This is a genomic window from Saccharopolyspora griseoalba, from assembly GCF_042665275.1.
Classification (GTDB): Bacteria; Actinomycetota; Actinomycetes; order Mycobacteriales; family Pseudonocardiaceae; genus Saccharopolyspora; species Saccharopolyspora griseoalba.
In genome coordinates this window covers 232,786-244,815 of the sequence record NZ_JBHTCJ010000002.1, presented here as the reverse complement: position 1 = coordinate 244,815, position 12,030 = coordinate 232,786, and the positions used below count along the sequence as shown (strand labels likewise).

Genomic DNA, 12,030 nt, shown 5'->3' with positions numbered 1-12,030 from the left:
GTCCTCCTAGGTCAGCACGCGCAGCCGGGTCGGTCGGCGGGTGGCGGGTTCGGGCAGGCGCAGCGGGCCGGAGCCGGGGGTCAGCGAGCCGAGCACGCGCGGGCCGTCGGCACCCGTGGTGCCCGGCGTGTTCCCCGGCAGCGAGTGCCAGGTGAGGAAGCCCAGCAGCGCGGTCAGGAGGGCTTCCTTGTCCCCTGCCGGCAGGCCGAGCTCGTCGCTGACCAGCACGGGGACGTCCAGCAGGCGGCGCAGCGCGGCCAGCAGCACCGGGTTGCGCACGCCGCCGCCGGAGACGACGACCTTGCTCGCCCGCTCGGCCCGGCAGGCGTCGGCGATGGTGCGGGCGGTCAGCTCGGTGAGCGTGGCGAGCAGATCGGGCTCGGTGATCGCGGGTCCGACCGCGCGCTCCAGGTAGTCGGCGTTGAAGTGCTCCTTGCCGGTGGACTTCGGCGCGGGCCGGGAGTAGTACTCGTCGGCGAGCAGCTCGGCGAGCAGGTCTTGATCGACGCTGCCCGCCGCGGCCAGCGCGCCGTCGGTGTCCTGCTCGCGGCCGCTCCGCCGGGCGGCGGCGTCCAGCAGCGCGTTGCCCGGTCCGGTGTCGTAGGCCCGCGGCCGCGGCCCGCCGACGACGGTGATGTTGGCGATGCCACCGATGTTGACCGCTACCGCCACGCCCGGCTCGTCGGCCAGCCACAGCGCGTCGAGGACCCCGGCCAGCGGGGCCCCGTGCCCGCCCGCGGCGACGTCGCCGGTGCGCAGGTCGGAGACCACCGGCAGCCCGGTGGCCTCGGCGATCCAGGCCGGCTGGCCGATCTGCAGGGTGCCCAGCGCCCGGCCCTCGGAGACCCAGTGGAAGATCGTCTGCCCGAGCGTGGCGATCAGCTCGGCTCCGCCGGCGAGCTCGACGCCCAGCCGCGCCGCCTCGGCGAAGCGCTGCCCGACCAGGGTGTCCAGCCTGCAGAGGGTCTCGGCGTCGCAGCGGCCGGGCGGCAGCGCGGCCAGGAGGTCCGCGCGCAGCTCCTCGGGGTAGTCCAGGGTGCTGGTGCCCAGCGGTCGCAGCTCGATCGCGTCCTCGACCAGGCGCAGCTCCGCGGCGGCGACGTCGATGCCGTCCATCGACGTCCCGGAGAGCAGGCCGATCACCCGTGACCACCCCATACCTGTGGTCTATTGCACAGCCGCAGGAAAAAGCAAGCACTTTGCCCCCTTTGTTGGTGAATTGCTCACCAGCCGCGGCAGGCGCCTCGGGGAGCGATCGGGCCAGGTGGGAGGATGGTTCGGTGACCACCTCAACCCTGATTTCGATCATCGTCGTCGTCGCGGTGGTGCTGGCGGTCGCCGTGGTCGCCGGTGTGGTGCTGAACCGCCGTCGGCGGATCAGCCTGCGCGAGAAGGACGAGACCCCCGCGGCCAAGGGCGGCGGGTACCAGGCGGGCAGCGGCATCAGCCTGGCCAGCGGCGGTGGCAGCACGGCGGCCCCGCCCGAGCATCCCGTGGACGACCGCACCGAGGTGGAGGGCCAGCCCGGGATCGGCGATGACGCCGCGGTGCCCCGCGACAGCGAGAAGCGCGGCATCGTCGACGTGGAGCTGCCCGACGGCCCGGCCACCGCCGCTCCGGAGGTCCCGGAGCAGGCCGCGGCCGAGCCGGAGGCCCCCGAGGCACCAGCTGCGCCGGAGGCGCCCGCAGCGCCCGAGGCACCAGCTGCGCCGGAGGCGCCCGCAGCGCCCGAGGCACCAGCTCCGGAGAAGCCCGCCGAGCCCGAGGCGCCCGCGGTTCCGGAACGGCCCGCCGCCCCGGAACCCGAACCTGCCGAGCCCGAGCAGGTCGAGGAGATCGAGCCGACTGCGGGCAGGCTGGAGCGGCTGCGGGGCAGGCTCTCGCGCTCCCGCACGACCTTCGGCCAGAGCCTGCTGGGCCTGCTAGGCGCAGGTGACCTCGACGAGGACTCCTGGGAGGAGATCGAGGACACGCTGCTGATGGCCGACCTCGGCGCGGCCACCACCACCGAGATCACCGAGCGGCTGCGCTCGGAGGTCGCCTCCCGCGCGATCCGCACCCCCGAGGAGGCCAGCGCGCTGCTGCGCGAGGTGCTCGTCGACGCCCTGGGCGCGGACATGGAGCGCTCGGTGCGGGCGCTGCCGCACGGGGACCCGGCCGACGGCGGCAAGCCCGCGGTCGTGCTGGTCGTCGGCGTCAACGGGACCGGGAAGACGACCACCACCGGCAAGCTCGCCCGCGTGCTGGTCGCCGACGGGCGCAACGTGCTGCTCGGCGCCGCCGACACCTTCCGCGCGGCGGCCGTGGAGCAGCTGACCACCTGGGGCAGCCGCGTGGGTGCCGAGGTCGTGCGCGGCAACGAGGGCGCCGACCCGGCCAGCGTGGCCTTCGAGTCGGTCAGCCGGGGCAGCGACACCGGCGTGGACGCCGTGCTGGTCGACACCGCGGGCCGGCTGCACACCAAGACCGGGCTGATGGACGAGCTCGGCAAGGTCAAGCGGGTCGTGGAGAAGAAGGCCCAGGTGGACGAGGTCCTGCTGGTCCTCGACGCCACCACGGGGCAGAACGGCCTGATGCAGGCCCGGGTGTTCTCCGAGGTCGTGGACGTCACCGGCATCGTGCTGACCAAGCTCGACGGCACCGCCAAGGGCGGCATCGTCTTCCAGGTCCAGCGCGAGCTCGGCGTTCCGGTCAAGCTGGTCGGCCTGGGCGAGGGCCCGGACGACCTGGCCCCCTTCGAGCCGGGGGCCTTCGTCGACGCTCTGCTGAAGTGATCGCGTCGCTCATCGGCCCCCGTCTCCGTGGGAGGCGGGGGCCGATCGCTGCGCGCTCGCCGCGGCGCTGACCGCCGCGCCGCACGGTCGCGCGAATTGTTTTGTGCGGAAAGTTACGGGCCGGAGCGGTGTCGGCCGGCGGTGCGGAGTGGTTGGGTGGTCGGGGCCCGGCCGGGTGATCGGCGGCGTTCGAGCCGGTGGCCGGGGGAATCTTTCGTCATTCGGGAAGGGAACGCGTCTGTGGACACCGAGGTCGGGGAGTCGCGGCAGATCAGCAGGCTGGCCGCCGCGATGACCCTGGTCGTGGTCGTGCTGGTGGCGCTGGCGCTGCGACCGCCGTTCACGGCGGTCGCGCCGCTGCTGGAGAGCATCCAGCGGGACCTGGGGGTGTCCGGGACCTTCGGCGGCGTGCTGACCACGTTGCCGGTGGTGTGCCTGGGGGCGTTCGCCTTCATCGCGCCCCGCCTGCGGCAGCGCTTCGGCGACGAGCGGGTGCTGCTCGGCTGCCTGGTGGTGCTGCTGGTCGGCAACTCGCTGCGCGCCCTGGGCGGCATCGGCACCCTGCTGCTGGGCACGGTGATCGTCGGCGCGGGCATCGCGGTGGCCAACGTGGCCGTGCCGGGCCTGATCAAGCGCGACTTCCCGCACAACGTCCCGACCATCACCGCCGTGTACACGATGTGCCTGACGCTGGGCGGCGCGATGGCGGCCAGCGTCGTGGTGCCGATCGGAGCGGCGCTGGGGTCGCCGTGGCAGGCGCCGCTGGGCCTGCTGGCGGTGCCGGTGGGCGTCGCCCTGGTGATCAGCCTGGTCGCGGTGCGGCACAGCTCCGGTGTGCCGCCCCTGCCCGCCAGCCCCGGCCGGCTCTGGCGCAGCCCGCTGGCCTGGCAGCTGACCTTCTTCATGGGCTTGCAGTCCTCGCTGGCCTACGTGGTGTTCGGCTGGCTGCCCACGATGCTGCAGAGCCGCGGCATGAGCCCCGAGATGGCCGGTCTGGCGCTGGGCGCGCAGGCGGCCATCCAGGCGACCGGCTCGCTGAGCATCCCGGTGCTGTGCCGCCGGATGCGCGATCAGCGGGCGATGATCGTCGTGCTGTCGCTGCTGCTGATGCTCGGCTTCAGCGGCATCCTGCTCGGGCCGACCGCCGGTCTCTGGCCCGCGGTGGTGGTGCTGGGCTTCGCCCAGGGCGCCGCATTCGGGCTCGCGCTGACCCTGCTGGGGCTGCGCGCGCCCGACAGCGACACCACGACCGCCTTGTCCGGTATGGCGCAAGGTGGGGGATATCTCATCGCGGCGGCCGGGCCGCTGCTCGTCGGTCTGCTGCACGACCTGACCGAGGGCTGGACGGTCCCCTCGGTGCTGATTCTCGGCTGCGCAGCGGGCTGGTTGGCCTTCGGCCTCTCGGTCGGGCGGCCGGTCCAGGTGCCCTCCGTGGTGGGCGGCGTAACGCGGAATTGACACGGCAACCGGCGCGTAACCGCGCTGCGGCGATCTTTCACACCGGCGTAATGGTGCGAAGGCGCGTCTGAAACAGCGGTTCCCCAGGATGCGGCGCAACTCGGTCCGCACGCGGGGAGGCATTGTGAATTCAGGCGACACCGCATGGGTGCTGGTATGCGCCGCACTGGTCTTGCTCATGACGCCAGGTCTGGCGTTCTTCTACGGTGGCATGGTCCGCTCGCGCGGCGTGCTGAACATGCTGATGATGAGCCTCGGCGCGATCGGCGTGGTCGGGGTGCTGTGGGTGCTGTTCGGCTACTCGATGGCCTTCGCCACCGACGTCGGCGGGTGGGGCCTGCTGGCCGACCCGTTCGAGAACTTCGGTCTCGCCGGCCTGCTCGGCGAGGACTCGTTGTCCGGCACGATCCCGTCGCTGGCCTTCGTCGGCTTCCAGGCGATGTTCGCGATCCTGACCGTCGCGCTGATCTCGGGCGCCATCGCCGATCGCGCGAAGTTCGGCTCCTGGATGCTGTTCGCCGCGCTGTGGGCGACGGTGGTGTACTTCCCGGTCGCGCACTGGGTCTTCGCCTTCGACGAGACCGACGACGCGGGCAACGTGACCGCGGTCGGCGGCTGGATCGCCAACCGCCTGGCCGCCATCGACTTCGCCGGCGGCACCGCGGTGCACATCAACGCCGGCGCGGCCGCGCTGGCGCTGGCGCTGGTGCTGGGCAAGCGCAAGGGCTGGCCCAAGGACCCCGGCAAGCCGCACAACCTGCCGTTCGTGGTGCTCGGCGCGGGCCTGCTGTGGTTCGGCTGGTTCGGGTTCAACGCCGGTTCGGCCTTGGCCGCCGACGGCGTCGCGGCCTTCGCGGCGGTCAACACCCTGGTCGCCACCTCGGCGGCGATGCTGGGCTGGTTGCTGGTCGAGCGATTCCGCGACGGCCACGCCACCACGCTGGGCGCGGCCTCGGGCATCGTGGCCGGTCTGGTCGCGATCACCCCGGCCTGCTCCTCGGTGACCCCGCTGGGCGCCATCGCCGTCGGTGCGATCACCGGGGCGATCTGCGCCCTGGCGGTGAGCCTGAAGTTCAAGTTCGGCATCGACGACTCGCTCGACGTGGTCGGCGTGCACCTGGTCGGCGGTCTGCTGGGCACGCTGCTGGTGGGGCTGTTCGCCTCCGACGTCGCCCCGGCCGGGGTCAACGGCCTGTTCTACGGCGGTGGTTTCGACCAGCTGTGGCGGCAGGCTGTCGGCGCGATCGCGGTGCTGGTTTACTCCTTCGTGCTCAGCCTGGTGCTGGCCCACGTCGTCAAGGCGATCGCCGGCTTCCGGGCGAGCGCGGAGGACGAGGCCGCCGGCATCGACGAGGCCGAGCACGCCGAGGCCGCTTACCACTTCGGCGACGACCGGTCGGCCCGCCGCGCCTCGGTCGCCGCCGACGCCGATGACCGCAAGCTGGAGGGCAGCCGCGCATGAAGCTGGTGACCGCGATCGTTCAACCGTCCAAGTTGGACGACGTCAAGGACGCGCTCGGCAAGCTCGGCGTGCTGGGCATGACCGTGAGCGACGTGCAGGGCTACGGCAGGCAGAAGGGCCACACCGAGGTCTACCGCGGCGCGCAGGTGTCGGTGGACTTCATCGAGAAGCTGCGGGTCGAGGTCCTGGTCGACGAACCCGACGCGGGCCGGGTCGTCGACGGCATCGTCGCGGCCGCCCGCACCGGGGCGGTCGGCGACGGCAAGGTCTGGGTGACCTCCGTGGACAGCGTGACCCGGGTCCGCACCGGCGAAACCGGGGTGGAGGCGATCTGACCCCCGCCGCGGAGCGGCCTGCTGCCCGAGATGTCCCCGTCATGCCCGGTCATGGCGGGGACATCTCGCGCTCGAGGCCCCGCGCACCCGGCGCCTGCGTGGGATGCCCGGTCGCAGGATGCGTAGGACTACGCAGCCGCACTCGCGGGGGTTCACGGTCTCGCGCAGCCCGCGCGATCGGCAGACTTCTAGGTGCGACGCGGTGATCGGGGAGGACCGGGGAGCTCCGCCCGCACTGGGGGTCGGGCGGGATCCGCGGGGATCGGGCGTCGCGCGCGAGGGGGCGCGTGGGCGGCGGGGCAGTGCCGCCCACGCGGGGAGAACCGGGTGCGGTACCCCGTAACGCACCGGGAACGAGCGGGAAGCGGTCCGCGAGGGGGACGGGCCGTTTCCCGTTTTCGCGCCAGGCCGCTGTGGTCGGCGCCGCGAGATCCGATCCCGGGACGGCGCGCTGCGCTGCCGGGGACTTCTCGCCCGTTTGCGGCGGACTCAAGATCACCGGGCGCGTAATCTGGGAACGTCGTGGACTTACCAGAGGTCTCCCCAGTCGACGCGGGCGAGCTGCCCGCGATGGTCATCGCCAGGCGCACGCTGGTGGTGCTCGCCGGGCTGCCCGGAGCCGGGAAGAGCACGGCGCTGGGCAAGCTGAGCGCCGAGGCCGACGTGATCCGGCTGGACTCCGAGCAGGTCCGCGCGCGGATGCGGGCGGCGCTGCCCGGCGTGCCCTACCGCTGCTACCGCCCGCTGGTGCACCTGCTGCACCGCAGCCGCATCGCGCTGGCCTGCGGGTTCGGTCGCGGCCCCGTGGTCGCCCACGAGCCCGCGACTCGGCCGAGCACCCGCGCGCTGCTGCGGCTGATGGCCCGCCTGACCGGGCGGGAGCCGGTGCTGCTGTGGCTGCACACCGACGCGGGCGCGGCCCTGCGCGGCCAGCACGCCAGGGGGCGGCTGATCCGCTCGCGCTCCTTCCGGCGGCACGTCCGGCGGGCCGAGCGGGTGCATCGCGAACTGCTCGCCGGCGACCTCCCGCCCGGTTGGTCCCGAGTGCGGTTGCTCACCCGCGAGGACGTCGCCGGCGGCCTGCGGCTGGAGGTGCGCACGTGACGTGCGTCCCGTTGGGGCGGGGCGGGGAAGCCGCCGGAGATCTCGATCGCTAGGCTGGACAACCGGTGCTGCGGCAAGGAGTCGCCGCACCTGGCTGAGAATCATCGAGCTGCGGGTCACTGGCTACAGGGTGTGCGTCGGGTGGAGCGCGCGGTTCGAAGCGCAAGCGGAGCCCTGGCCGGGCATTCAACCGAGTCCACGCATCGCCCCGGAACACCGTGCGGGCGCGGTCGTGCCGGGCCGTTCCGCGTCATCAGCCCGACCGTCGAACCCAGCTAGGGAGACCCGCTTTCCGCATGCCTACTTTCGCCGAACTCGACCTCGACCAGCGCGTCCAGCAGACGCTGACCGAGATCGGCTACGAAACCCCCTCGCCGATCCAGGAGCAGACCATTCCGCTGCTGCTGGAAGGGCGCGACGTCCTGGGGCTGGCGCAGACCGGCACGGGCAAGACCGCCGCGTTCGCGCTGCCGGTGCTGTCCAACCTCGACCTCAAGGCCACCAAGCCGCAGGCGCTGGTGCTGGCGCCGACCCGCGAGCTGGCCATCCAGGTCTCCGACGCCTTCCAGAAGTACGCCGCTAACCTGCCCGGCTTCAACGTGCTGCCGATCTACGGCGGCACCAGCTACGGCCCGCAGCTGGCCGGCCTGCGCCGCGGCGCGCACGTCGTGGTCGGCACCCCCGGCCGGATCATCGACCACCTGGACAAGGGCTCGCTGGACCTCAGCGGCCTGCGGAACCTGGTGCTCGACGAGGCCGACGAGATGCTGCGCATGGGCTTCATCGAGGACGTCGAGAAGATCCTGCAGTCGGTGCCCAGCCAGCGCCAGGTCGCGCTGTTCTCCGCGACGATGCCCCAGGGCATCCGCAAGATCACGCAGAACTACCTCAACGACCCCGCCGAGATCTCGGTCAAGACCAAGACCAGCACGGGCACCAACATCCACCAGCGGTACGTGCCGGTGCGCGGCGGCAACAAGACCGATGCGCTGACCCGCATCCTCGAGGTCGAGCCGTTCGACGCGATGATCGTGTTCGTGCGCACCAAGCAGCTCACCGAGGAGCTGGCCGACAAGCTCAAGTACCGCGGCTTCTCGGCGGCGGCGATCAACGGCGACATCGCCCAGGCGCAGCGCGAGCGCACCATCGGGCAGCTGCGCGACGGCAAGATCGACATCCTGGTGGCCACCGACGTGGCGGCCCGCGGCCTCGACGTCGAGCGCATCTCGCACGTGTTCAACTACGACATCCCGCACGACACCGAGTCGTACGTGCACCGGGTCGGCCGCACCGGCCGCGCCGGCCGCAGCGGGGAGGCGATCCTGTTCGTCTCGCCGCGCGAGCGGCACCTGCTGCGCAACATCGAGCGGGCCACCCGCCAGCAGATCGAGCAGATGGACCTGCCGTCCATCGAGGCGGTCAACGAGCGCAGGCTGGCCAAGTTCGCGCAGACCATCACCGACACGCTGGCCAACGGCGATCTGGACGTCTTCCGCAACCTGGTTCGGGAGTACGAGCAGAACCACGAGGTGCCCGCGGCCGAGATCGCCGCGGCCCTGGCCGCGATGGCCCAGGGCGACCGCCCGCTGCTGCTCGAGCCCGAGCCCGAGCCGCAGCGCCGCGACGGCCCGACGTTCCAGCCCAGCGGCTCCGACACCGAGACCTACCGGGTCGAGGTCGGCAGGCGCAACCGGGTCACCCCGAGGGCGCTGGTCGGTGCGCTGGCCAACGAGGGCGGGGTGCCCAGCAAGCACATCGGGCACATCGACATCCGCAACGAGCACACGCTCATCGAGCTGCCCGCCGACCTGCCCGAGGAGCTGCTCGGCAAGCTGCGCAACACCCAGGTGGCCGGTCGCGGCCTGAAGATCAGCCGCGCCGACGGCGAGATCATCAGCCGCCGTCCCCGCAGGCCCGCCCGCGGTGACCGGGACAGCAAGCCGCGCCCGCACCGCAAGGGCGGTCAGACCCGCGCACCGCAGGGCCGCACCAGCAGCGGTCCGCGTCGCGAGGTCCGCCCCTCCGGGGCCTGACCGCTCCGACGAGCTCGTTCCGCGCGGCCCGTGCCCTCCGGTCGGGGGCTCGGGCCGTTCGCGCGAGCAGGGTAGGCTGGGAGGTCGTTTCGCGGCCGTCGCCGGGGCTCGCACCCGGCCGGTTACCCTCGCTTAGGTACACCCATCGACTTGGAGCCCGTGAACCCGTGTTCGACACTCTTTCCGACCGGCTCACCTCGGTCCTGACGAACCTGCGCGGCAAGGGGCGGCTGTCCGAAGCCGACATCGACGCCACCGCGCGGGAGATCCGCATCGCCCTGCTCGAAGCGGACGTGGCGCTTCCCGTGGTGCGCGGCTTCATCAAGGGTGTCAAGGAGCGGGCCAAGGGAGCCGAGGTCTCCCAGGCGCTCAACCCGGCCCAGCAGGTCGTCAAGATCGTCAACGAGGAGCTGATCGGCATCCTCGGCGGGGAGACCCGCCGCCTGGAGCTGGCCAAGAACCCGCCGTCGGTGATCATGCTGGCGGGTCTGCAGGGCTCCGGTAAGACGACGCTCGCGGGCAAGCTCGCCAAGTGGCTGTCCGGCCAGGGCCACACCCCGCTGCTGGTCGCCTGCGACCTGCAGCGCCCGAACGCGGTCAACCAGCTGCAGGTCGTCGGCGAGCGCGCCGGCGTGCCGGTCTACGCGCCGGAACCGGGCAACGGCGTCGGCGACCCGGTGCAGGTCTCCAGGGACAGCATCGACGAGGCCAAGCGCGCGCAGCACGACATCGTCATCGTCGACACCGCCGGTCGGTTGGGCGTCGACGAGGAGATGATGAAGCAGGCCGCCGACATCCGGGACGCGATCAGCCCGGACGAGGTCCTGTTCGTGCTCGACGCGATGATCGGTCAGGACGCGGTCACCACCGCCGAGGCCTTCCGCGACGGCGTGGGCTTCTCCGGCGTGGTGCTGACCAAGCTCGACGGCGACGCCCGCGGTGGTGCCGCGCTGTCGGTCCGCGAGGTCACCGGCCAGCCGATCATGTTCGCCTCCAGCGGCGAGAAGCTGGAGGACTTCGACGTCTTCCACCCGGACCGGATGGCCAACCGGATCCTGGGCATGGGTGACATGCTCACCCTCATCGAGCAGGCCGAGCAGGCCTTCGACCAGGAGCAGGCGGAGAAGGCCGCGGAGAAGCTGGGCACCGGCCAGCTGACCCTGGAGGACTTCCTCGAGCAGATGCAGGCCGTGCGGCGGATGGGCCCGCTGCAGAACCTGCTCGGCATGCTGCCGGGCGCCGGTCAGATGAAGGACCAGCTGGCCAACTTCGACGAGAAGCAGCTGGACCGCATCCAGGCGATCATCCGCGGCATGACGCCCGCCGAGCGGGAAGACCCGAAGATCATCAACGCCTCGCGCCGCCAGCGCATCGCGCGCGGTTCCGGCGTGAACGTCAGCGACATCAACGACCTGGTCAACCGCTTCTTCGAAGCCCGCAAGATGATGCAGCGGATGGCCGGCCAGTTCGGCGGCGGCGCAGGCGGCGGCAGCAAGAACCGCAAGGGCAAGAAGGGGAAGAAGGGCAAGAAGGGCAAGGGCCCGACCCCGCCGAAGGGCATGAAGGGCATGCCCGGTGGCCTGCCCGGGATGCCGCCCGGCGGGATGGGCGGGATGCCGCCCGGAGGCCCCGACCTGTCCAAGCTCGATGGCGGGATGAACCAGCTGCCACCTGGTTTCGACCCGTCGAAGCTCAACTTCGGCAAGAAGGACAAGTGACGGCGCTGCACCTGCGCGCCGTGGTGCTGCCCGACGGCGTGCAGCAGGACCTCTGGATCGTCGACGGCCGGATCAGCCTCGAACCGGTCGCCGGCGCGGAAACCGTCTTCGACGGCGGCTACGCGCTGCCCGGTCTCGTCGACGCGCACTGCCACGTCGGCATCGGGCCCGACGGCCCGGTCGACCTCGACGAGGCCGCCGCGCAGGCCGAGACCGATCGGGACGCGGGCACGCTGCTCATCCGCGACTGCGGCGCGCCGATCGACACCCGGCCGCTGCAGCAGCGCTCCGACCTGCCGCGGATCATCCGCGCGGGCAAGCACCTGGCCCGGCCCAAGCGCTACATCCCGAAGCTCTCGGACGACCTGGACGACGAGACCGACCTGCCGGCCGCGGTCGCCGAGCAGGCGGCCTACGGCGACGGCTGGATCAAGCTCGTCGGCGACTGGATCGACCGCTCGGTGGGCGACCTCGCTCCGCTGTGGAGCGATGAGGTGCTGGCCGAGGCGATCAGCACGGCCCACCGGCTCGGCGCGAAGGTGACCGCGCACGTGTTCGGCGAGGACGCCCTGCCCGGGCTGATCAACGCGGGCATCGACTGCATCGAGCACGGCACCGGCCTGACCGACCGCACCGTCGAACTGATGGCCGCCCGCGGCACCGCGCTGGTGCCCACGCTGATCAACGTCGAGAACTTCCCGTCGTTCGCGGCGGCGGCCACCAAGTACCCGGACTACGCCGCGCACATGACCGAGCTCTACGAGCGCGCCGACGCCACCGTCGCCAAGGCCGTCGAGGCGGGCGTGCCCGTCTACGCGGGCACCGACGCGGGCGGCGGCATCCCGCACGGGGCGCTGGCCGACGAGGTCCGCGCGCTGCACCGGGTCGGCATGTCGGCCGAGCAGGCCCTGTCGGCGGCCTCCTGGGGCGCCCGCGAATGGCTCGGCTGGTCGGGCATCGAGCACGGCGCCCCGGCGGACCTGGTCTGCTACGACGCCGACCCGCGCAAGGACCTCGCGGTCCTCGGGGATCCGAAGCGGATCGTCCTCAACGGGACCGTCTTCGGCGTCTGAGCGCGCGCTCGTCCCCGCCGCGGCGGAGGCGTCGGTCGGTCCGGCGGCGCGAGGCGGGGCGGAGACAATGGAA

9 protein-coding genes are annotated in these 12,030 nt (G+C 72.4%); 8 read left to right on the top strand and 1 reads right to left on the bottom strand.

The window, feature by feature from the left end:
* Positions 1 to 6 precede the first annotated feature (6 nt).
* On the bottom strand, positions 7 to 1,158 hold the full coding sequence (locus tag ACFQRI_RS05285; protein ID WP_380665038.1) for an anhydro-N-acetylmuramic acid kinase: 1,152 nt from the start codon (positions 1,156 to 1,158) through the stop codon (positions 7 to 9).
* Between the two features lie 122 nt (positions 1,159 to 1,280).
* Between ACFQRI_RS05285 and ftsY the strand changes: the two genes are divergently transcribed.
* The 8 genes from ftsY (at position 1,281) to ACFQRI_RS05245 (ending at position 11,957) form a co-directional block, all read left to right on the top strand.
* Positions 1,281 to 2,774 (top strand): signal recognition particle-docking protein FtsY, encoded by a 1,494-nt coding sequence (gene ftsY / locus ACFQRI_RS05280; RefSeq protein ID WP_380665036.1) that lies wholly within the window; start codon positions 1,281 to 1,283, stop codon positions 2,772 to 2,774.
* A gap of 240 nt (positions 2,775 to 3,014) precedes the next feature.
* On the top strand, positions 3,015 to 4,232 hold the full coding sequence (locus tag ACFQRI_RS05275) for a CynX/NimT family MFS transporter (protein ID WP_380665034.1): 1,218 nt from the start codon (positions 3,015 to 3,017) through the stop codon (positions 4,230 to 4,232).
* Between the two features lie 124 nt (positions 4,233 to 4,356).
* Positions 4,357 to 5,694 (top strand): ammonium transporter, encoded by a 1,338-nt coding sequence (locus ACFQRI_RS05270; RefSeq protein ID WP_380665032.1) that lies wholly within the window; start codon positions 4,357 to 4,359, stop codon positions 5,692 to 5,694.
* On the top strand, positions 5,691 to 6,029 hold the full coding sequence (locus ACFQRI_RS05265) for a P-II family nitrogen regulator (protein ID WP_380665030.1): 339 nt from the start codon (positions 5,691 to 5,693) through the stop codon (positions 6,027 to 6,029). Before ACFQRI_RS05270 ends, ACFQRI_RS05265 begins: the two co-directional genes overlap by 4 nt.
* A gap of 522 nt (positions 6,030 to 6,551) precedes the next feature.
* The gene (locus ACFQRI_RS05260) at positions 6,552 to 7,133 is read left to right on the top strand and encodes a P-loop nucleotide/nucleoside kinase family protein (RefSeq protein ID WP_380665028.1); all 582 of its coding nucleotides are present in this window, start codon (positions 6,552 to 6,554) and stop codon (positions 7,131 to 7,133) included.
* Positions 7,134 to 7,429: 296 nt separating this feature from the next.
* Positions 7,430 to 9,166 carry a DEAD/DEAH box helicase gene (locus ACFQRI_RS05255; RefSeq protein ID WP_380665026.1) on the top strand — a complete coding sequence of 579 codons (1,737 nt, stop codon included), beginning with the start codon at positions 7,430 to 7,432 and terminating at the stop codon, positions 9,164 to 9,166.
* 167 nt (positions 9,167 to 9,333) lie between these two features.
* A complete protein-coding gene (gene ffh / locus ACFQRI_RS05250; RefSeq protein ID WP_380665023.1) occupies positions 9,334 to 10,884 on the top strand; it encodes a signal recognition particle protein in 1,551 nt (516 codons plus the stop codon).
* Positions 10,881 to 11,957 carry a metal-dependent hydrolase family protein gene (locus tag ACFQRI_RS05245; RefSeq protein ID WP_380665021.1) on the top strand — a complete coding sequence of 359 codons (1,077 nt, stop codon included), beginning with the start codon at positions 10,881 to 10,883 and terminating at the stop codon, positions 11,955 to 11,957. The genes ffh and ACFQRI_RS05245 overlap by 4 nt, the downstream gene beginning before the upstream one ends.
* Positions 11,958 to 12,030 lie beyond the last annotated feature (73 nt).